A 22,552-nucleotide genomic window follows, 5' to 3' on the forward strand; every position below is an offset into this window, starting at 1 on the left:
TTATTACCAGTAGAAATATTGCATCAGGAAAATCTGGTCGCTGGGATCGCCAGATGCGTTTTGCATATAGAACCGGCTGTCGAAGGCGGTGGCGAAACGCCCGCCGCCGTATTCGTACCAGACGCCAAACTGCATAAAAGAGGTGGTTTCGTCTGCGGCATGATCTGGCCGGTGCTTGGCATAGCTGTAGGCCGTAGAGAGATAAACGCCTTTTAGCGCTTCGTACATGGCGCTGACCATAAAGCCGGTTTCGCTGCCCGGCACGTCCAGACCGTCGGCGCGACCAGTGTGGTGCCAGGCGCGGGCGGCCAGGTTGGGAGAGAGAACGCCGGTCAGAAACAGTTGCCCGGTGCCGTCGGTAACTTCCAGACCGTTCATCCAGGTGACGCCTTCGACAAGATCGTACTGGATATAACCGTTGATCATCGCCGGATAGGTGTATTTATCGTCATAGCGATCGTATTTGCCGAAATGGAGCCAGGCTTTCCCCTCATCGTGATGCCCGGCTGGCGTGGCGGTGACGCTATAACGGAAGGCGCCGCTCAGATTCTGCACCTTAATCGCGGTCATGATGTCACGGGTATTGGGGATGACGTAGCCCAGATCCGGCGTAAAATCGCCCCACCATTGCAGGTCATCCAGCGAGGAATCCTGACGCAGGCTCAGCATCAGTTCCGTGCCGTCATCAGTACGATAACCGCCATAAAAACGGTTGATTCCGCCTTCGAACCCGCCCCAGCTATGATCGGGAACCCAGGCGTTACCCTGATGGTCGGCCTGCACCGTCCAGCCTTCGCCGTAAATCAGGCCAAACCATGAGCCGTATTTCATCTCCAGGCCGCCTTCAATATAGGTGCCGTCACTGTATTTATGTTTATCCTGTCCCTCTAAATCCATATATCCCCCCAACCCCATCTCGCCGTAAAAACGAAAGGAGGGAGAGGTGACGGCTGGCGTTTTTGTGTCGTCATGTTCTGCCGGATGAACGTCTTCCGCAGCCAGGGGAAAAACACAGAGGAAGGGCAGGGCAATTATTGCCCTGCGAATATTTTTCATCATTTTCATGCTTCTGTCCTAAGCCAAAATAAATATTTTTTATTGTTATAGCCAATGTGAAAATGGTTCTTATAGTTATAAAATCAATCTGTTAATTAATGTTTGATGCGGGTGCGGCTTCAATATCCTGTTCTTCTTTTGTGAGTCCTTTAATGTATCGGCTGTATTTCCACCAGGCGAATCCGAGGAAAATAACAATACCGCCCACGTTATAGAAAACAATGGTCATAATATTGCCGCCGGTTGGGAAAGTGGAGGCAATAAATCCGATGGTAAATATAACAATTAACATCGACACGACGATAATACCGGTTCTTTGCGATCCCATACGGAAGTCTCGCGGTAAGTGCTCCAGTTTTGCCCGCAGATTCAGGTAGGCCAGCATAATAAACAACGGAGGCAGCATGGAGGCCGCTGCGGTCATATTAATGATGGTGTTCATTAATTCCTGAACGGTATTCGAGCCGAGCATTGGGATAATCATCAACGGAATGACAATCAGGAACTGAATCCAGGCGGCGCGGGCGGGGACGCCGTTTTCATTCAGTTCAACGGTTTTTTTGCCAAAAATCCCTGCGGGAATTTCAGAGAAGAAAATTTTAACCGGCGTTGCAGTCCACATCAGCAGGGAACCGAACATCGCAGTAAAAGAAACCAGACCGACAAAGCGGTTTATCAACAGTTCGGGCAGACCAAACCAGGCTGCCAGACCGTGGAAGACCTGTACTGAACCGCCGGTAAATTTCAGCTCTTTACTGCTTACGAATACGTTGATCAGTACCGACGAAATGGAATAAAGCACGCCGATGAAAATCCCGGCCAGGATGATCACTTTTACAAATGATTTTGATCCGCCTTTTACGTCGTTAACATACACCGCAACGGATTCCGCGCCGCCTGCGGCCATAAAGATCCAGGTCGTAATACCGAGGAATGCCCAGTTAAAGTTTGGGATCATCGCCTCCACGGTGATCGGATCGGCAGGCTGAACGCCGCCCACCAGCGCCGTACCGGCCAGTAAAATATAGGAAAGCGTCAACAGGAGCATCAGCGTGGAGGTGACGGAGGTGATTGGCCCCAGCATTTTCGCCCCGTTGGTGGAAACCCAGGTTGAGAAGGCGAACAGCACCATACTCAATACGGTTGTTACGACCGGCGTCAGAATATATTCGTAGCCCAGGAACGCATAAGAGGCATAGGCAATTACGCGCGGGAGCAGCGAGGTGAAAAAGAACAAATTAACGAACCAATAGGTGTAGGCGGTAATAAATGCCCAGCGTCCGCCGAGGGAGCTTTTTACCCAAGCATAAACGCCAGCTTCAGAGTTTTTATTTAATGAAACGAATTCTGCAATAATTAAACAGAAGGGGATAAAGTAGAAAATCGTTGCCAGGAAAAACATCGGCGCCGATGCCAGCCCCAGCTCAATATTATTATTGATAACGTTATTAAAACTGTAAACGGCGGCAAAGGTAAGCGAGAGTAAGCCGAACTTGCCGATTGTATTACGTTTGGTATCAGACATAACACATCTCCGATTCCTGATTTTTGTAGGGTAGTCAGCGGCACATCACAGGTGCCGCCCGTTATTTTTATTTGTTATGAAAATAACAATCTTCAATGGTCACTTTGAGTACGACTTTTTTTACAGCGTGATTACAGATAAAACGGTAGGCTTCATGGTTGTCGCAAATCACCATCTGTCCTTCGTGAACCTCTACGGTGTTTCCGCAACCTTTCAGATATTCGCGATCGGTTTCATCGCGATAATATTCAACGACCTGCAACGTATCTTTGGCGGCATATTCAATTTTTTGTTGCCCTTGCAGGTAGTAATGCACTTCAACGTAACGGCGATGCCCGGTAAACAGCGCATCGGCGGCAGAGTCGGTTTCCACGCGATACGTCAGAGAATCCCCGATGGAGTGAGCGACGCCGGGCTGAATGTTGTCGATATTTTCAATCGCTTCAATGCAGCGCTGCCATTTTCGACCAGAGGCGTAGACCTGCCGGAACTGTTCTAAGTTATCGAGGAGCCTCATTTTTCATTCTCGCTATGCAAATTTGTGGAAAAGAAGTCCGTGCCGAAGGCATGGCCGGCAATAGCCTGGGCGGTCGCTTCGCCGCCGGACACCGGCAGCAACGTAAAGCCATAACGGAATGACCGGAACCAGACGCGCCAGGAATCGAGCACTTCGCTTCCCCAGGAGTTGGAACCCAGCCCAAGCAACTGATGATCCAGATTCAGAGTGATGTCGTCGCAGCGCTGCAACTCATTGCAGTGCTGCGCGGCAAAGAGGTTTTCTGGCGTGTAATGCCAGGCGCTGAAGTTGATGGGGCGTTGCGGCACCACCAGCAGACCGTTGCCGTGGCGGTTGGTTAGCGTCGCCCAGCGTACATGCTGGCGATTACCGTTGTTCTGCGGGAACGGGTAATTCTCAAACATGTCATCCACGGTGGAGCGCCAGATGTCGATGATGTTGGCCTGCTGACTGTCGGCATAGTTTTCTCCCGGGCCGCGACCATACCAGGCAACCTGATCGAAGGCGCCATTGATTCCCATCGTGAAGCCAATACACGGAATAATGTGCGGATATTCGCCGTAGGGTTCGCCGGAAAGCGCGACGTTTACCTGACCATCCATCGCAATGCGCCAGCGATACGTACAGCGCATGCCGAAATCAAATACCGGCGGAGCAATAAGGGTGTGGCTGGTAATCAGCACCGCATCTTCCGTTTGCTCGACGGTAAACGCCCGCAGATGCTCCTGCATGATGTGCAGATGGTTTGGTTGCCAGAGTCCCTCGAACTCCTGCTTGTGGTTATCAATCGTCGGCTTAAAGAAATTGATTTTTGGCGCGCGGGTCAGCAGCGCTTCACCATTAACGTTCCAGGCGGTTGGCTTCCCGTTCAGTTTTGAGAACGTCAGATGGAAGTTGTAGCCGCGCACGGTGCAGCTCAGACGATCGTCTTCCAGCGTCAACGCGTGCGCGTTTGGCTGGCTAAACGGTACAGGAGGCGCCGTTCTGGCCTTCAGCGGGAACTGACAGGTGGCGATATGATGCCCTGCGTCGCTGTAGAGTGTGGGGGAGTCTTTGGTCACGGTGATGTTAAGAAACGTTTCTCGCCCATCCAGCGCTGGCAACGTGCAGTGCAGTAACGCCTCGCTATTCGGCGCGACGTCGCGCAGTTTGATCTGCTGCGTGGAGAGCGTCTCCCCTTCGGCACGAACGTCAATATGCAGGGTATAGTCGTCAAGGGAGGTGAACCACAGTTTGTTTTCTACTTTCAGTTCGCCACGTTCCAGATCCTGCGCGTGGATTTTTACAGGTGCAATGACCTGCTTGTACTCCTTCAGACCCGGGCCCGGCGTCTGGTCAGGGTAAATCAGACCATCAAGGCAGAAGTTGTAGTTATTCGGGTAGTCGCCGTAATCGCCGCCAAATTTGTACCACACGTTGCCATCGTCGTCTTTCGCCTGAATACCGTGATCGCACCATTCCCAGACGTAGTGCCCCTGAATGCAGTCGTGCTGGTAAAAGACATTCTGATATTCGGTTAGTCCGCCGGGGCCGTTGCCCATCGCGTGGGCGTATTCGCAGATGATGCGCGGCTTCGGATGCGGGTACTCACCAAACTCGTTCATTAGCGGCACGCGGGTATACATGGTGGAGATGATATCCACCACTTCTGCGTCGCGGTCTTCTTCGTAGTGAATCAGGCGCGTGTCATCCAGCGCTTTGGCGGCGTGGTACATCGCGCGAATATTACAGCCGTACCCGGATTCGTTGCCCAGCGACCAGATGATGATAGAAGGGTGGTTTTTCTGCGCATGGATATGGCGCACGATGCGCTCGACGTAGACCGTTTCCCACGCCGGGTCGTCGGTGATGCGGCTGATATCGCCGATGTTAGCGAATCCGTGTGACTCGACGTCGGTTTCCGCCATCACAAACAGGCCGTAGATATCGCAAAGCTCGTAGAAACGTGGATCGTTAGGGTAGTGCGCGGTTCGTACCGAGTTGATGTTGTGCTGTTTCATTAACCGCAGATCTTTTTCAACGCGATCCATGCCGACAGCCCGACCTTTAAGATGATCGTTATCGTGGCGGTTGACGCCGTGCAGCATCACGTAGCGGTTGTTGATGTAAAACAGCCCGTCGCGAACCTGAATATCGCGAAAGCCCACGCGTTGCGGCACTACTTCAAGAGTATTGCCGTTGGCGTCTTTCAGGGTCATCACCAGATGGTAGAGATACGGCGACTCAGAGGACCACTGGTGCGGAGTGCGAACGCCAACAGCAAAGTCGGTGCTGATGCGCTGGTCAATGGTCAGTGCGTTGATGGTGCCTGCGTGTACAACATCCTCACCGTCAAACAGCGCATACTCCAGAGAAGCGATTGCCGGGTCGGCGGTCAGGTTTTCCAGAACCAGCTGGCAGGAGAGGGTGGCATTGCGATAATCGTCGTCAAAATCGGTGCGAACGGTGAAGTCCTGAATGTGGACGGTGTGTTTACCAACCAGATAAACGTCGCGGAAGATGCCCGCCGACCACCACATATCCTGGTCTTCAACATAGGTGGAATCTGCCCACTGCATCACGCGAACGCATAACAGGTTGTCGCCCGTCTTCGCGACTGCGCTGATGTCGAACTCTGCCGTCAGGCGGCTGCCTTTGCTGAATCCCACATAATGGCCGTTCACATAAACTTCGAAATACGTTTCGACGCCGTCGAATTTAATCAGCGTTTGCTTTCCTTGCCAGCCTTCGCTCAGCGTGAAAATGCGTTGATAAGCGCCGGTGGGGTTATCGCTGGGGACGTACGGCACATCGATCGGAAACGGGAAGCCTTCGTCGGTATATTGCAGCTTGCCGTGGCCTTCCATTTGCCACATCCCCGGAACGGTAATTGTTCCCCAGTCACGCATATACTCTGAGGTAAAGGCTTCCGGCACCTGAAGCGGGTGGTCGAAGAACTGAAAGTTCCACTGACCGCTTAGCGGCAAAAAATAGCTGCTGGTTTCGCGGGCGAATGTGCGAGCCTGGGCTATTGAGTCATAAGAAAAAAAGTAGGCGCGTGGCGCCAGTCTGTTTTCGTGGGTCAGCTGAATGTTTTCCCAGCGATTCATAATGCCTCCCTGTGGAGCGAAGTCGGAACCCTTCAAGGCGATGGTAAGTGTGCGTTATGGGAAATGATTTTAGTAAAATATTTACTAAAATGTAGTGGGTAAAATGATTTACTTTAACTGGATCACGAAAATAAGCAGTGAGAAGAAAAACGGCGAAAAGCGGAATGCGCCCGGCTATCAGGAAAACCGGGCGGTGGAAAAGGGGAGTTAGCGGCTGGTGCCGCGCAGTTTAAGTTTACTGGGAACGAAGACCAGCAGCGGCAGTGCACGCCCGTCACGGGCTTTTTCGTACACCAGATTTACGCCCTGGCTGCCCATCATTTCGGAATGAATGCGCACCGTGGAAAGCGGTGGGAAGGTGAATCGCGCCGTCGGAATGTCATTCACGCTTATCAGGGAGATGTCGCGCGGGATCTCAAGGCCATGCTCATGGATTGCGCGTAACACGCCAATGGCTATCGAGTCGGAGGCGACAAACAGCGCGCGCGGATAATCCGCTTTAGCCAGCATTTGTTTCGCCAGTTCGTAACCTGATGAACTGGAAAAACCACCGCGCCAGATATCGTCTTCACGCACGACCTGCTTCAGGCGGCCATATTCGACAAACGCGGCTTCGCGGATATCGGCTTTGCCGGGCTCATCCTCCCCGCCAATAAAACCGATACGGGTTGCGCCCTGAGCAATGAAAAAGTCGATGATCTCTTTGCTGATGCGGGACAAATCGATATCGACGGCATCGTATTCACTGCCTGATTCGTGAAAGTCGATAAAGCAGATATTGTCAGTCAGCGCGGCGGCGGCGTCGCGTAAGGCGGCTGAGGGCTTGCCGACAATGAGAATGCCGGTGATGTTTTTAAGATCCGGCAACCCGCTGTGTTCGTAGCAGTTGGTCAGTTCAATCCCCAGTTTTTCACACTGTGTCTCAATCCCGTGGCGGATTGCCAGATAGTAGGGATCGTTAATTTCCAGCTCTTGCTGATAACTGTAGATGGCAAGGATGTGTTGCAGGCTGACCGTACTATTCTGGCTCTTACGGGCGCTGCTGGTTTTGTACTCCAGTTTTTCCGCGATTTCCAGAATGCGGTGTTTGGTCTCTTCTTTGACATTCAGCGTGGGGTCGTCGTTTAAGACCCGCGACACTGTCGCCAGGGATACGCCAGCTTCAATTGCGATATCTTTAAGTGTTGCCATGATTACCTTTTCCGACTTTCCCCTGAGTAGCCTTTTCATTGTAAAGGAAGTGCTTATCTATGCATCTGTTTTCAGTAAATAAAGCGCGTTTATTTGACGTGCCAGGGGTAAATTTCAGCTTAAAGAGTGTGATAAACGCAGCATTTCCCCTTTTTTAAGAACAGTGCCTGGAAAAATTATTGCTATAATTTAGTAAATTTTTACTAGGGGGGAAGATGGAGACGGTGGCCTTTGCGGATTTTGCCCGACTGGAGCTGCGTGTTGGAAAGATTGTGCAGGTAAAGCGTCATGATAATGCCGATAAGCTTTACATTGTGCAGGTGGATGTGGGCGAGCGTACGCTGCAAACGGTAACCAGCCTCGTACCTTATTACCGAGAGGATGCGCTGATGGGGAAAACGGTGGTGGTACTGTGCAATCTGCAAAAAGCCAAAATGCGTGGTGAAACGTCAGAGTGCATGTTGCTGTGCGCCGAAACCGATGACGGCAGTGAAAGCGTATTGCTGACGCCGGAACGCGTAATGCCTGCGGGCGTGCGGGTTGTGTGAACATTGCCGGATGGCGGGCGTGCGGGTTGTGTGAACATTGCCGGATGGCGACGCTGGCGCGTCTTATCCGGCCTACAGGCTGACGCCGGAACGCGTAATGCCTGCGGGTGTGCGGGTTGTGTGAACTTGCCGGATGGCGACGCTGGCGCATCTTATCCGGCCTACGGATCGGATTCCTGTAGGCCGGATAAGCGTAGCGCCATCCGGCGGTGTGTTATGTTTCCTCCACGCTCACCCGTAACGCCGCCAGAGCCTTGCGGGTCGCCTTTAACACCTGCTCACACTGCTCAATTGTTAATGTCAGCGGTGGTTCGATGCGAATCGTTTTCGAATTGTTGAGCGTCCCGGCAACCAGTACCCGCTGGCGGAACATCTCGCTGGCGAAGTTGTAGCCGATTTCGTTGTCAACAAACTCAATCGCCATCAACATCCCTTTTCCGCGAGCGTCCTGCACCAGGTCAGGGTATTCCCTGGCAAGCTGGAGGAAGCCGTCCAGCAACATATCGCCTTTCTGCTCCGCCTGTGCCGGTAGATTCTGCTCCAGCAACACGTTAATGGTCGCTAATGCGGCCGCACAGGCCAGCGGGTTGCCGCCAAAGGTTGTGGTGTGCAGGAACGGATTATCGAACAGAACGGAGAACACCTCTTCGGTAGCGATGGTTGCCCCAACCGGCATCACGCCGCCGCCTAACGCTTTTGCCAGACATAAAATGTCAGGCTGCACGTTTTCATGTTCACAGGCGAACATCTTACCGGTGCGCCCCATGCCGGTCTGGACTTCATCCAGAATCATCAGGGCGCCAAACTCATCGCAGAGTTTACGCACGGCGGTCAGATAGCCCTGCGGCGGCAGGATCACGCCGCCCTCGCCCTGGATTGGTTCCAGAATGACGGCTGCCACATCGTCGCCGGTTTTTTTACACTCGCTAAGCGCAGTACGCATGCCCTCAATGTTGCCAAACGGTACATGGCGGAAGCCCGGCAGCAGCGGCATAAACGGCTTGCGGAACGTGGATTTCGCCGTGGCGGAAAGCGACCCCAGCGATTTACCGTGAAACGCGCCGCTGGTAGCGATAAAGGTAAACTTACCGCGCGGCGACTGATACGCTTTCGCCAGTTTCAGCGCCGCTTCCACCGATTCGGTGCCGCTGTTGCTGAAAAAACTGTACTTCAGTTTTCCAGGCGTGAGCGCTGCGAGCGTTTTAGCCAGCATGGCCCGGAGCGGGTCCAGTAACTCCTGGCTGTGCAGAGGTTGTTTTGCGAGTTGATTCTGTACGGCGGATACGACAACTGGATTACGGTGCCCCACGTTGAAAATGCCAAAACCACCCAGACAATCAATAAATTCCTGTCCCTGGGTGTCGACAAGCGTATTCAGACTTCCCGCTTGCCACTCTACGGCTCCGTAATCCCCGCCAGCGGTCACAGATTTTCGATACTCTAAAAACCCCGGATTAACATGCTCTTTGAAGTAATCAATCACCTCTCGGTTCAGTGCTTTCATTTCCTCATGATCAAGCGTTCGCTTTTCAATGAGATTCAGTGCGTGTGCGCTACAGGCCAGGGCCGATGCGCTGGAAGGTAACCTGTTCAAAATATGCTCCCGGAACTCGCGTATCACATGATACTGAGTTAAGTATTGCAGGGATTGCGCCATATCGGCGCGGATCATGAAAATCGGGATAAACACCAGGGAAAATATCAAGTGTGCAATATTTAATCTCATTCATTAACAATTGGTGATATTTTGCGCAGTGCGTGTGTGGGGAAGCGGGGGCTGACCAGCGGGCAGTCGCACCAGAACGGTGCGGGCGGTGTGCGTATATGGGGCGGAAGTTATAGCGGAACTGAATAGTTACTCAATGAAAGTATTTTAAATCAATGAATTAGAAAACATACAAATATTACGGTTTAAACGCAAATTGCGATCTAAATCAAATTTAACAACTAAAGATAAATCAATTATCGCCGAAATAACATCTGACAGAAAAGTTAACATTCAAGTAACCTGCACAGGACGCAACCATGTCTTCTCATCCCTACGTCAGCCAGCATAATTATCCGCTGGATGATGATACAACCCTGATGTCCACAACTGACCTGCAAAGCTATATCACCCATGCAAATGATACCTTCGTTCAGGTAAGCGGCTTTACGCTGAATGAACTGCTTACGCAACCGCATAATCTGGTACGCCACCCGGACATGCCGAAAGCCGCGTTTGCGGATATGTGGTACACCCTCAGGCAGGGTGAGCCGTGGAGCGGCATCGTGAAAAACCGACGGAAGAATGGCGATCACTACTGGGTGCGGGCGAATGCGGTGCCGATGGTGCGGGAAGGGCGCGTGACCGGCTATATGTCGATTCGTACCCGCGCGACAGACGAAGAGATTGCGGCCGTTGAGCCTTTGTATAAGGCGCTGAATGAAGGCCGCAGCAACAAACGTATCCACAAAGGACTGGTGGTGCGTAAAGGCTGGCTGGGGAAACTGCCGGCAATCCCCATTCGCTGGCGTGTACGCAGCGTTATGGCGCTAACGGGCGTGGTGCTGATGGCGGCGATGGCGCAAATGGGCGTTGCGTGGCCAGCGCTATTCGTGAACGCCCTGCTGATGCTGGCGGGAACGGCGGTGTTTGAATGGCAGATTGTGCGTCCGATCGAAAATGTCGCCCGGCAGGCGTTGAAAGTCGCAACGGGCGAGCGTAACAGCGTATCGCATCTTAACCGTAGTGACGAACTGGGGCTGATGTTGCGCGCGGTAGGCCAGCTTGGGCTTATGTGCCGCTGGCTGATTAATGACGTCTCAAGCCAGGTTTCCAGCGTCAGAAACGGCAGCGAGACGCTAGCGAAAGGCAATGACGATCTGAATAAACACACCCGCCAGACGGTGGAGAATGTGCAGCAGACGGTGACGACTATGAACCAGATGGCGGAGTCCGTGAAGAAAAATTCCACCACCGCGTCCGCCGCCGATAAATTATCCAGCGCGGCCAGCAGTGCGGCGACGCAGGGCGGAGAGGCGATGGAAACCGTCATTAAAACGATGGATGACATCGCTGACAGCACGCAGCAGATTGGCACAATCACTACGCTGATTAACGATATTGCTTTCCAGACGAATATCCTGGCGCTGAACGCGGCGGTTGAAGCAGCGCGAGCGGGCGAGCAGGGTAAAGGATTTGCCGTTGTCGCCGGGGAGGTTCGCCATCTTGCCAGCCGAAGCGCCAGCGCGGCGAATGATATTCGTAAGCTCATTGACGCCAGCGCAAGCCGGGTACAGTCCGGCTCCGAACAGGTGCATGCGGCAGGACGCACGATGGATGATATTGTGGCTCAGGTGCAAAACGTCACTCAGCTTATTGCGCAAATCAGCCACTCGACGCTGGAACAGGCGGACGGACTCTCCAGCCTGACCCGTGCCGTGGATGAGTTAAACCATATCACGCAGAAAAATGCCGAGCTGGTGGAGGAGAGCGCTCAGGTTTCAGCGATGGTTAAACATCGCGCCAGCCGTCTGGAAGACGCGGTAACGGTTCTGCATTAAATCAAATTCCCTTTATTTCTGCCGACAAACGCTTATCGAAGCCGATAAGCGTTTTGTCATAATATTGGGCTAACAATGTTAAGCACATATTAAATATTTACCATTTCGAGCTATTTCCTTATTTAAACCCGCTGCGTTATTTTGTGTGATTCTTCATTTTCCCGAACCTGAAAAATGAATTGTACAACGATCGGTCTGCCGATATTCATCGTTGAAAACTATTTACTGTAATAACTTGAAATAAAAAACGATCAATATCATAAAGTTAGCACAACCGTAACCGATAACGAACCCTGTATAGAGGAAAAACAATCTCCAGGGGGAAATATGCTTTTGCATAACATGAAGATCCGCTCGAAATTATTTATTGCGTTTGGTTTGTTTATTGTACTGATGATCGTGAGTTCTGGCCTTTCGTTGTTCAGCCTGGATCGAACGAATACCAGTATGCAGAACATCATTACTCACGATTATCCCACAACGGTGAAAGCCAACCTGCTGATCGATAATTTTCAGGATTTCGTTAGCATGCAGCAACTGATGCTGCTGGATGAAGAAGGACGCTGGAGCCAGGAGTCGCAAAAGCAGCTGGATGCGATTAGCCAGCGCATTACGGTATTGCTCGATGAACTGTCCGCCAGCAGTCAGGACGAGGCCTCAAAGGCCATTATCGCCGGAATTCGCGATGTGCGTCAGCAGTATCTGGCCTCCCGGTTCCGTATTTTGCAGGAAATTCAGAACCATAATCGTCCGGCGGCGATACAGGAAATGATGACGACCACCGTCAACATACAGCAGGCGTATAAAGCCAAAGTACAGGAGCTGATCGCTATTGAAGATACGCTGATGCGCAACGCGGGCGCGTCGGTTGACCAGGATTTTCGCACCAACCGGGCACAGCTGATTCTCCTGGCGCTTATCAGCATTGCCGCCGGAGTGATAATGGGATGGTACATCGTGCGTTCCATTACCCGGCCGCTTAATGACGCCGTGCAGTTTGCCGGGGCGATTGCGGAGGGGGATTTGACCCGCACGATTCATATCGCGCAGAAGGATGAAACCGGCGTGCTGTTGCAGGCGCTGATGGAGATGAAAAACCGTCTGCTGGTGATCGTGCAGGAAGTTCAGAACGGCTCTGAAAATATCTCCAGCGCGGCGGCGCAAATTGTCGCGGGCAACCAGGATCTGGCGGCGCGTACTGAAGAACAGGCCAGTTCTGTTGAGCAAACGGCGGCCTCTATGGAGCAGATTACCGCCACTGTCAAAAATACGGCGGACCACACCAGCGAAGCGACTCATCTTTCTGCCGATGCGGCCAGCGTGGTGAAAAATAACGGTGAGATGATGCGTCAGGTCACGCAAAAAATGCGCGTGATAAATGAGACCTCTAACCGCATGTCCGACATTATCAACCTGATTGATTCTATTGCCTTCCAGACCAACATTCTGGCGCTTAACGCCGCCGTGGAAGCCGCTCGCGCCGGGGAACACGGGCGTGGCTTCGCGGTCGTGGCGGGGGAAGTTCGTCAACTGGCGCAAAAAAGCGCGTCGTCGGCCAGTGAGATCCGCCACCTGATCGAAGACTCTACCAGCCAGACGCAGGAGGGGATGCAACTGGTGGAAAAAGCCAGTGCGTTGATTAATGGTATGGTGGATAACGTTGAAGAGATGGATGTGATTCTGCGTGAAATCGGTCAGGCCAGTCGCGAACAAACCGATGGGATTTCGCAAATCAACAGCGCGATTGGGCTGATTGACGCCACCACGCAACAGAACTCGTGTCTGGTTGAGGAGTCCGTTGCGGCAGCGGCGTCGCTGAATGAGCAGGCCCGGCACTTAAAAGAGATCGTGAAAGTGTTCCGCATCCGTGCGGAGGACGTACCGCCTGCTTAATCCAGTTGGCTGATTTCCAGCGCCGCGCGATCGATAACGCCGATGATCTGCTTAAGCTGCGCGTCGCTGATCCCGCCCTGATTTACCCGCAGATCCAACACGGCTTTGAAGTTGTCCAGCGCCCGTTTCATCTGCGGGTTCTTACGCAGTTCAAAGCCGACGCAGCGCGCTTTCACGCGTTCGTGGATGTGCTCCAGGTGTTCACGGTTCTCTTCCAGCCACCGTTGCCCCAGCTCTGTAATGGTGATCTGCTTACGCCCGCCGTCCTCTTCTTTGATAGTGATAAATTCCTGATCCTGAAGAAAATCCAGCGTTGGGTAAATCACGCCTGGGCTCGGGGTGTAGTTGCCCAGCGTCAGGTTCTCGATGGCTTTAATCAATTCGTAACCGTGGCTGGCCTCGCGGGTCAAAATTTCCAGAATCACCAGGCGTAGTTCGCCGTGGCCAAAAAAGCGCTGGCGACGTCCGCCGCCGCCGCCCCGGCCATGACGGTGCTCGCAGCCATGTTCATGGCCGTGGTGATGTTCTCTCTCGCAACCTTCATGATGATGTCGCATGATGTACTCCTGTTTTATTTAGATATATCTAATTTATATCTAAAATTTGTAATCTTGCAAGTCGATCGATTTTTATTTTGTTTAATTTATTGATTTTAAAGTAATTAAAATTATTTTGTATCGTGAGATATATCGAAAGTTACTGTATCAAAAAAGTGCTTGCAATCTTCATAACTAACAATCATTATCATTTAAAATTTAATTTAGATATATCGTATTATCTGCATGAAGGCGAAAAAATGATAAATACATCCTCACGCTACCCACAGCGCGTTCGTAACGAACTGCGTTTTCGTGAACTTACCATTCTGCGCGTCGAGCGTATTAGCGCCGGTTTTCAGCGCATTGTTCTTGGCGGTGAAGCGCTGGAAGGCTTTAGCTCGCGCGGCTTTGACGATCACACCAAAGTGTTTTTCCCTGAACCGGGCAGCCTGTTCGTTCCTCCGACGGTGACGGACGAAGGGATTGTCTGGGGAGAGGGCGTACGTCCTGCTTCCCGCGATTACACGCCTTTATATGATGAAGAGCGGCACGAGCTGGCGCTGGATTTCTTTATTCACGACGGCGGCGTGGCGAGCACATGGGCAGTAAACGCTCGCGAAGGCGACACGCTCACCATCGGTGGGCCGCGTGGATCGCTGGTGGTGCCGGAAGACTATGCATATCAGGTTTATGTCTGCGATGAGTCAGGGATGCCAGCGCTGCGCCGCCGCCTGGAAGCGCTCGAACGCTTGTCCGTTCGCCCGCATGTTACGGCGCTGGTCAGCGTACAGGATGCCGCGTATCAGGATTATCTGGCGCATCTTGATGGCTTTGCCATTGAATGGGTGGTCGGACACGATGAACAGGCGATTGATGAGCGACTGGCGCAATTAACGGTGCCGGAGGCGGATTATTTCATCTGGATCACGGGTGAAGGGAAAGTGGTTAAGCATCTGAGCCGTCGCTTTGAGACGGAACAGTTTGATCCGCAACGGGTGCGCGCCGCAGCATACTGGCATCGTAAGCCGGCTTAATCATTCCTTACAGGTGGAAGTTTAACCGGGCCACTGCGGGCCCGGTTTTCTGCTGACTATCAGGCGTTGTGACTTTCCGCCAGCGCTTTAAACACCATTGCCACGGCGTGTGCGCCAGGGTCCATATTGCCAAGCAGGCTTTCGCTGCTGAGGTAGGATGCGCGTCCGGCGTTGGCTTTGCTGGACTGACAGGTACGTTCTGCGCCATTTTGCGCGGCGGAAAAGGCCGCGTGCAGATCCTGTGGCTGCGCAAGCAGCGATGTCAGGGCCGGCTGTAAAGCGTCGATCATGGTACGATCGCCTTCATCCGCGCCACCGTAATACTTCATCTGCGCCAGACCGGTATTCAGCGCTTCCGCCACACTGGCGCCTTGCTCCAGTTTCTGCCCCGCAGCGGTAAAGAAAATGGACATCAGCACACCGCTGGAGCCGCCCATGACGACGGTCAGGCGTTCGCCAATGAGTGCGAACAGCGTGGCGAGATGGTCGAGCGGCAACTGCTGGCGGTGTAGCAGGCCCGCGATTTCACGCGCGCCTGCCGCAAAGGTTGAGCCGGTATCGCCGTCGCCGACTTTGGCATCCAGCGCGTTAAGATCCATTTCCAGATCGGACAGCGTGCGGGTGATTTGCTCAACAATCCCGGCAACTAACGCGTTCTCTGAAGGCTGAAACTCTACCCGCGCGCTTTGCAGTGAGGATGGCATAATGGTTATCTCACGCGGCGGCGCCGGCGTTTGCCAACTGCTGGTTTCCACCCCGGAGAGCAACGCTTTTTCGATACTTTCCTCCAGCACCATTGCCGTCAGTGAAAAACCTTTCATATCCAGCGCAGTCACCAGCGAAGCCGGGCCGATAAGCCAGTCGATGCGTTTATGCAGCGGGCTGCGCGCCAGTTCACGCGTGATGATGGCCATTTCCGCGACGGAGACGCCGCCAAGGTTATTGACCATCACCGCCAGACGACCGGTCTCAGGCAGGGCGGAGAGGAGTTTGTCGGCCATCAGGCTCACAATCTGCGCGCTGTTTTGGGTATCAATGACTGATGCGCCGGGTTCACCGTGGATCCCCATGCCCAGCTCAGACTGATTAGGATGATGGCGTGGCGCGTTCTCCGTCTCCTGCGGCAGATGGCAACTGGAAATCGCAACGCCAAGACTCACGGTATTGTTGGCGGCGTACTGCGCTTCACGCAAGACGGTCGCCAGGTTGTAGCCGCGTTCGGCAAAATAGCCGGCGACTTTATGAACCAGAATGGTGCCCGCGATACCGCGCGGGTGCTTATTGTCTGGCAGCGAAATGTCATCCCCGACAATCAGCATTTCAACGTTGTAGCCCAGACGGCGCGCTTTCTCTGCCGCAAGGCCGAAGTTCAGACGATCGCCGGTATAGTTTTTTACGATTAACAGGCAGCCGGCGTCGCCAGTGACCGCCTGAATAGCGGTCAGCACTGCATCGACGCTGGGGGAGGCAAACAGATCGCCGCAGACGGCAGCGGTTAACATGCCTTTCCCGATGAAGCCAACGTGGGCAGGTTCGTGCCCGGAGCCGCCGCCGGAAATCACCGCGACGTTGTTACGGTTCAGATCGCGGCGAACCACGACACGAATCGCCGGATCGCTCTCCAGGCGCACCAGATTGTTCCACGGGCTGGAGATAATCGTTCCTTCAATGACGTCGTTGACGAGATAGGGTCGCTGGTTAAAAAAGAATTGAGTCATAACGGTTCCTGGAGAGTGGGAAAAACAGACCCCCGGCTGCACATTATGGTTGCGGAGGCGCTCATCATCGGGACGCTGCGGGGCAGGTCGGCGATGAGGAGATTCTGGCTGAGTTCATGAAGAAAAAAATTTGAGGAAAATGAGTTTCATTACGAAACGAAATTATTCTTTTATGTTCCGTAATGAAACGTTTTCTGATGGAAAAAAGCCAAAATGCGAGCCGGAGCGCGCCTTTTTCCCGCTCATTCACGCAGAAAAGTTGGCCGGACAGAAAAATATTTTCCTGTCTTGTCGGCAATCGACGGCGAAAACCACGCATGATTCCCCTTTTTTCAGAGGCATTATGAGAAGGCTGAACGGATCGGGATCGCAATCCTGCCGTTTTTTAGGGTTTATTGTTCCACTATGAAACGTGATGAATTTTTCTGTGTTCCATTTCAGAACAAAAAGAGGAAAGATTTTTTTGGCGATGCCTCGTCCTACAGTGATTGCATCGCTCCGGTATCGCTCCGTTTTCGCCATTAACACAGGGCCAAACAGAATAACGCCAGGGCTCACCATGTAAATACATGCACTTATTTGAGGATGACAGGAATGCTAAAAGTTATTCAATCTCCAGCCAAATATCTCCAGGGACCTGATGCTTCTGTCTTATTCGGTCAATATGCCAAAGACCTGGCGGACAGCTTTTTCGTGATTGCAGATGACTTCGTCATGAAGCTGGCGGGAGAGAAGGTGCTGAATGGCCTGAATAGCCACGAAATCCGTTGCCACGCAGAACGTTTCAATGGCGAATGCAGCCATGTTGAAATCAACCGTCTGATGGCCATTTTGAAACAAAAAGGCTGCCGTGGCGTGGTGGGGATCGGCGGCGGGAAAACGCTTGATACGGCAAAAGCCATTGGCTACTACCAGAAACTGCCGGTCGTTATTATTCCGACTATTGCGTCCACTGATGCCCCGACCAGCGCATTGTCGGTTATCTATACCGAAGCGGGCGAGTTTGAAGAGTATCTGATCTACCCGAAAAACCCGGATATGGTGGTGATGGACACGGCAATCATCGCCAAAGCGCCGGTGCGTTTACTGGTGTCCGGGATGGGGGATGCGCTTTCCACCTGGTTTGAAGCGAAAGCCTGCTATGACGCCAGAGCGACGAGCATGGCGGGCGGGCAGTCTACGGCGGCGGCCTTGAGCCTGGCGCGCCTGTGTTATGATACATTGCTCGCAGAAGGTGAAAAAGCGCGTCTGGCGGCTCAGGCTGGCGTTGTGACTGATGCGCTGGAACGTATCGTTGAAGCCAACACCTATCTCAGCGGCATTGGCTTTGAGAGCAGCGGTCTGGCCGGGGCGCATGCGATTCACAACGGTTTCACTATTCTGGAAGAGTGCCACCATTTGTATCACGGCGAAAAAGTCGCGTTTGGCACGCTGGCGCAACTGGTATTACAGAACAGCCCGATGGAAGAGATCGAAACCGTTCTGGGGTTCTGCGAGAAAGTGGGGCTGCCGATTACCCTCGCGCAGATGGGCGTGAAAGACGGCATTGAAGGGAAAATTCAGGCGGTGGCGAAAGCGACCTGCGCGGAAGGCGAAACCATCCACAATATGCCGTTTGAGGTGACGCCGGACAGCGTTTATGCCGCGATTCTGACGGCGGATCTGTTAGGCCAGCAGTGGCTGGCGCGTTAATCCGCCTTTAGTTACGTTCTCTTCCCGAGATGAAAAGGCAGTTTCTCCTCCCCTCTGACCGTTCCGGCCGGAGGGGTTGTCTATGGTAAAACAGCGGAAAAGGATATGACGGCTCAGACGCAGGACATCGGGAAGGAAGTATCTTCCGTCATCGCTCAGTCATGGCATCGTTGCAGCAAGTTTATGCAGCGAGAAACCTGGCAGACGCCGCACCAGGCGCAAGGGCTGACCTTTGAATCGATTTGCCGACGCAAAACGGCGTTGCTGACGATAGGCCAGGCTGCGCTGGAAGATGCCTGGGAGTTCATGGATGGACGACCTTGCGCGCTGTTTATCCTGGATGAATCCGCCTGTATCTTAAACCGCTGCGGCGATCCCGGGACGCTGGAGAAACTGGCGGAACTGGGCTTTCTCGACGGCAGCTACTGTGCGGAAAGCATCATCGGCAGCTGTGCGCTGTCGCTGGCGACCATGCCGGGGCAACCAACCAAAACGGCCGGAGAGCAGCATTTTAAACAGGCGCTGCACCCGTGGTCATTCTGCTCAACCCCGGTATTTGATAATCACGGCCGCCTGTTTGGCTCCATTTCGCTCTGCTGTCTGGTGGAGCACCAGTCAGTCTCTGATTTATCGCTGACGCTGGCGATCGCCCGTGAAGTGGGAAATTCACTGTTAACTGATAGCCTGTTGGCCGAGTCTAATCGTCATCTGAATCAGATGTACGGGCTGCTGGAAAGCATGGACGATGGCGTTATGGCGTGGAACGAGCAGGGCGTGTTGCAGTTTCTCAACGCGCGGGCGGCCACGATGCTGCATCTGGATACGCAGGCCAGCCAGGGGAAAAACATCCATGATCTGGTCAATTTGCCTGCCTTGCTGCGTCGCGCCATTAAACACGCCCGCGGGTTGAGCCATGTCGAAGTGACTTTTGAAAGTCAGCATCAGTTTGTTGATGCCGTCATTACCCTGAAACCGATAGTTGAGGAGCAGGGCAACAGCTTTATTCTGCTGCTGCACCCGGTGGAGCAAATGCGCCAGTTGATGACCAGTCAACTGGGGAAAGTGAGCCATACCTTTGAACAGATGTCGACGGACGATCCAGAAACGCGTCGGTTGATCCACTTTGGTCGCCAGGCGGCAAGGGGGAGCTTCCCGGTTCTGCTGTGTGGTGAAGAAGGAGTGGGCAAAGAGCTTCTCAGCCAGGCTATCCACAACGAAAGCGAACGCGCGAGCGGGCCTTATATCGCCGTAAACTGCCAGCTCTATGCCAATAGCGTACTGGGGCAGGATTTTATGGGCAGTGCGCCAACCGATGATGAAAATGGTCGTCTGAGCCGCCTTGAACTGGCGAGCGGTGGCACGCTGTTTCTGGAAAAAATTGAATATCTGGCGCCGGAGTTGCAGTCTGCGCTGCTGCAAGTGATCAAGCAGGGCGTGTTAACCCGCCTTGACGCGCGACGTCTGATCCCGGTGGATGTGAAAGTGATCGCGACGACCACGGTTGATCTGGCGAATCTGGTCGAGCAGAACCGCTTTAGCCGTCAGCTTTACTATGCCCTGCATTCGTTTGAAATTATTATTCCTCCGCTACGCGCGCGGCGTAACAGCATCCCTTCGCTGGTCTATAACCGGCTGAACGGCCTGAAAAAACGCTTTTCAACCAGCCTGAAGGTGGATGATGATGCGCTGGCGCAACTGGTGGCCTATTCCTGGCCGGGCAATGACTTCGAGCTGAACAGCGTCATCGAAAACATCGCTATCAGCAGCGATAACGGCCACATCCGCCTGAGTAATCTGCCGGAATATCTGTTTTCTGAACGCCCCGGCGTGGATACGACATCATCGCTGTTACCCGCCAGCCTGACGTTTACGGCTATCGAGAAAGAGGCGATTATCCATGCCGCCCGCGTCACCAGCGGACGGGTGCAGGAAATGTCTCATTTGCTGAACATTGGCCGCACTACGCTGTGGCGTAAGATGAAGCAGTACGACATCGACGCCAGCCAGTTCAAGCGCAAGCATCACGACTAGACCGGCTTTCGCCGGGTGCTCCCGGCGATATCCGCGAATTTTTCCGGGTTACAGCCCGCCCAACAGTTTGCAGCGTTCGCCCACAACCGAAATGGCATTGGGGCCGAAAAGTTCACATTTGGCACCAGATAATCAAACATACGATAGCTCATAATAAGACCTTCCAGGGTTCGGATGAGCATTCAGAGAAACAGCGCAACGCAGTTTCTGCCAATAACATATCCTGCTACGACGTACAGGGCTGAGGCCGCGATGAATTATCGCGCGGCGGTAAATGTTTTATTTCGTGTTCTTTATTTTGTCGCTCTCAGGTATTAAGTCAACAGGATAAAAATTGCTCAATTGATAACGTAATTATCTTCCGAACGTATTTTTTGATTAATGTCATTCGACATGATCACACTTTTCTCTACAGACCATTATTTGTGTTTCATACTGAAACTCATATTTTTAGAGGCGTATCAAACTGGAGCGTAATTAATTTTGTTTTTTCTCTCGGTGAACCCGGCACTGACCGCCTCCTCACCAGGCGTCTAATCCCCCACACTTGCTGCGCTTGTTGTCTCCATCCTTGCGGGCTATCTGGTTGATCTGTGGAGAGGAAGACGGATGGTGTTGTGACTCACCTCGAAACCTGGTTGAAAGAAAAGGATAAATTTAATGATTTCTTTGATATTAAGTTCAATCCAGGGGCATATTAGAGAGGTGTTTTTCAGATGGTTAATTTTAAGGATAAAAGTATGCCAGCAGTCATTGATAAAGCCTTAGATTTCATTAACGGTATGAATACATCCGCTTCAGTTCCACACCCAATGGATGAAAGTACAGCCAAGGGGATTTTAAAATATTTGAACGAGTTGGGGGTTCCGGCGAGAGCAGCAGATGTGGCAGCCCGAGGCGATCGGGAAGGGTGGAATGCCGGGTTTACGGAAAAATTGGTCGGGTGGGCTGAAAAAATTGCGTCAGGAGAACGGGTGCTTATTAAAAACCCTGAATATTTTTCTTTATATATGCGAGAGCAGCTTCGGGCACTGGTATAAGCTGAGCGCGCGCAAAAAGATCTATCTGCCCCGATGCTCTCGCCTTCAATTCGGGAGCATCTATTCCGGTCGCCCAGAAAAACAAAAGGACCTGCGATTTCTCGCAAGTCCTTGATATCTGGTGGCCCCTGCTGGACTTGAACCAGCGACCAAGCGATTATGAGTTCGTACAGTAACAACCGAAAATCAATAGTTTGCATTATTTATCATTGACATAGGTTGTCACTGTTTGCCATCTGTTACCCATTATCCGCCATTTCTACCGCCACTTTATCGCCATATTCTTAGCCTTGATACGATGCAGTTGAGGCAGTTCTTTATTTACCAGCAAAAGAAAAATCCAAATCCCCCAGGTGGCGAAATGTTAGGAACTGAGGCTGAGTTTATCATTCCCCATCCACCGAATCCGAAGCCCTGTGAAATGTTGTTCCTTCCGGTCATCATCGTTTCCCCATTACATTTTGTTAACAATGAGCCATCACTTTCCACTATAAATCCATCTTGATGTTCATCTAAGAACATCCCTCTCAATACTTCCACTTTGGTATCTGACAGATTCAAATCCAATAAAATTCTCCCCAACCCAGCTCGGATTTTTATATTATCCCCTTCATATTCGTAATCCCATGCCGATGTTGATACTACCAATTCTCCTCGCCTGACTGACAGTAGAACTCGGCCCATTTCATCAGTAATGTCGATTGATACAGTAAGCCATCCTTCATCACTATGAATAGTAAAAAAGCTATATCCATTCACCCATACAGGACAATGTTCTCCTTTGCCATCAGGATACCAACCAGTAACTTTATTAGAGCCAAGGAAAGTGAGAAGTTCCTTTGATGGTTCAACTTTAAAGCCTGAGGTAAGATTTCTGTTTTTATTGAAAGGATTGAGCTTGGCTTCACGAATGCGTTCAGGTGATAATTTTTTTGTTGTTTTCGCTGAGTGGTGGTTGGGGCATAAAAGCACTAAATTATCAGCCGTATGCTCTCTAACTTCAGCATATTCCTCAATGTGGTCATACTGAAAAAAAGGCATTCCACATATGGCGCAACCAAACCCGCATTGCTTTCTAACTTCTCTTTTGATTTCAGCTGGTATAGATGGTCTATTTTCTGACATGAGCTATT

General features: G+C 52.3%; 16 protein-coding genes and 1 pseudogene. 7 read left to right on the forward strand and 10 right to left on the reverse strand.

The annotated features are described in order from the left end of the window. Positions 1–3: 3 nt before the first annotated feature. The 5 genes from ygjJ to ebgR all read right to left on the reverse strand — a co-directional run bounded on the left by ygjJ (position 4) and on the right by ebgR (position 7,378). Positions 4–1,059 carry a protein YgjJ gene (gene ygjJ, locus OGX80_RS13580; RefSeq protein WP_369701091.1) on the reverse strand — a complete coding sequence of 352 codons (1,056 nt, stop codon included), beginning with the start codon at positions 1,057–1,059 and terminating at the stop codon, positions 4–6. An 88-nt stretch (positions 1,060–1,147) separates the two neighbouring features. Then, on the reverse strand, positions 1,148–2,581 hold the full coding sequence (locus OGX80_RS13585) for an amino acid permease (protein WP_115181086.1): 1,434 nt from the start codon (positions 2,579–2,581) through the stop codon (positions 1,148–1,150). Between the two features lie 67 nt (positions 2,582–2,648). Continuing rightward, positions 2,649–3,098: a beta-galactosidase subunit beta gene (locus OGX80_RS13590; RefSeq protein WP_115181087.1), complete on the reverse strand. Its 450-nt coding sequence runs from the start codon at positions 3,096–3,098 to the stop codon at positions 2,649–2,651. Further along, positions 3,095–6,187, reverse strand: coding sequence for a beta-galactosidase subunit alpha (gene ebgA / locus OGX80_RS13595; protein ID WP_115181088.1), 3,093 nt, complete (start codon positions 6,185–6,187; stop codon positions 3,095–3,097). Before ebgA ends, OGX80_RS13590 begins: the two co-directional genes overlap by 4 nt. A 207-nt stretch (positions 6,188–6,394) precedes the next feature. Beyond that, positions 6,395–7,378: a transcriptional regulator EbgR gene (gene ebgR, locus OGX80_RS13600; protein ID WP_049009429.1), complete on the reverse strand. Its 984-nt coding sequence runs from the start codon at positions 7,376–7,378 to the stop codon at positions 6,395–6,397. 215 nt (positions 7,379–7,593) lie between these two features. Here ebgR and OGX80_RS13605 point away from each other — a divergent pair, with 215 nt between their 5' ends. Next, a complete protein-coding gene (locus OGX80_RS13605) occupies positions 7,594–7,926 on the forward strand; it encodes a tRNA-binding protein (protein ID WP_049009430.1) in 333 nt (110 codons plus the stop codon). Positions 7,927–8,140: 214 nt separating this feature from the next. On the opposite strand, the gene ygjG is transcribed toward OGX80_RS13605, so the two are convergent. After that, entirely contained in the window at positions 8,141–9,520 is a 1,380-nt protein-coding gene (gene ygjG, locus OGX80_RS13610) for a putrescine aminotransferase (protein WP_199972210.1), read from the reverse strand. Positions 9,521–9,951: 431 nt separating this feature from the next. Here ygjG and OGX80_RS13615 point away from each other — a divergent pair, with 431 nt between their 5' ends. Next, complete coding sequence (locus tag OGX80_RS13615) at positions 9,952–11,472, forward strand: methyl-accepting chemotaxis protein (RefSeq protein ID WP_049010696.1); 1,521 nt, start codon at positions 9,952–9,954, stop codon at positions 11,470–11,472. A 327-nt stretch (positions 11,473–11,799) separates the two neighbouring features. Then, a complete protein-coding gene (locus OGX80_RS13620; protein WP_115181090.1) occupies positions 11,800–13,365 on the forward strand; it encodes a methyl-accepting chemotaxis protein in 1,566 nt (521 codons plus the stop codon). Here the strand turns inward: OGX80_RS13620 and OGX80_RS13625 are convergent. Beyond that, positions 13,362–13,922, reverse strand: coding sequence for a PadR family transcriptional regulator (locus tag OGX80_RS13625; RefSeq protein ID WP_110493781.1), 561 nt, complete (start codon positions 13,920–13,922; stop codon positions 13,362–13,364). The two genes, OGX80_RS13620 and OGX80_RS13625, sit on opposite strands and share 4 nt — an antisense overlap. A 239-nt stretch (positions 13,923–14,161) precedes the next feature. On the opposite strand from OGX80_RS13625, the gene OGX80_RS13630 reads away from it, so the two are divergent. Next, complete coding sequence (locus OGX80_RS13630; protein ID WP_115591150.1) at positions 14,162–14,938, forward strand: siderophore-interacting protein; 777 nt, start codon at positions 14,162–14,164, stop codon at positions 14,936–14,938. 59 nt (positions 14,939–14,997) lie between these two features. Here the strand turns inward: OGX80_RS13630 and OGX80_RS13635 are convergent, their stop codons facing one another. Next, positions 14,998–16,656 (reverse strand): glycerone kinase, encoded by a 1,659-nt coding sequence (locus OGX80_RS13635; protein ID WP_115181091.1) that lies wholly within the window; start codon positions 16,654–16,656, stop codon positions 14,998–15,000. Positions 16,657–17,250: 594 nt separating this feature from the next. On the opposite strand from OGX80_RS13635, the gene OGX80_RS13640 reads away from it, so the two are divergent. Then, positions 17,251–18,348 carry a glycerol dehydrogenase gene (locus tag OGX80_RS13640; protein WP_024130968.1) on the forward strand — a complete coding sequence of 366 codons (1,098 nt, stop codon included), beginning with the start codon at positions 17,251–17,253 and terminating at the stop codon, positions 18,346–18,348. Between the two features lie 105 nt (positions 18,349–18,453). After that, complete coding sequence (gene dhaR, locus OGX80_RS13645; RefSeq protein WP_012135209.1) at positions 18,454–20,379, forward strand: dihydroxyacetone kinase operon transcriptional regulator DhaR; 1,926 nt, start codon at positions 18,454–18,456, stop codon at positions 20,377–20,379. 54 nt (positions 20,380–20,433) lie between these two features. Here the strand turns inward: dhaR and OGX80_RS13650 are convergent. Continuing rightward, a pseudogene (locus OGX80_RS13650) lies at positions 20,434–20,531 on the reverse strand (hypothetical protein); the annotation flags it as partial. Between the two features lie 564 nt (positions 20,532–21,095). Between OGX80_RS13650 and OGX80_RS13655 the strand changes: the two are divergent. After that, complete coding sequence (locus OGX80_RS13655; protein WP_115181093.1) at positions 21,096–21,419, forward strand: DUF1889 family protein; 324 nt, start codon at positions 21,096–21,098, stop codon at positions 21,417–21,419. 321 nt (positions 21,420–21,740) lie between these two features. On the opposite strand, the gene OGX80_RS13660 is transcribed toward OGX80_RS13655, so the two are convergent. After that, a complete protein-coding gene (locus tag OGX80_RS13660; RefSeq protein WP_286471254.1) occupies positions 21,741–22,544 on the reverse strand; it encodes an HNH endonuclease in 804 nt (267 codons plus the stop codon). Positions 22,545–22,552: the final 8 nt, after the last annotated feature.

The sequence above is a fragment of the Citrobacter sp. CK194 genome, from assembly GCF_030333395.1.
Lineage (GTDB): Bacteria > Pseudomonadota > Gammaproteobacteria > Enterobacterales > Enterobacteriaceae > Citrobacter_B > Citrobacter_B koseri.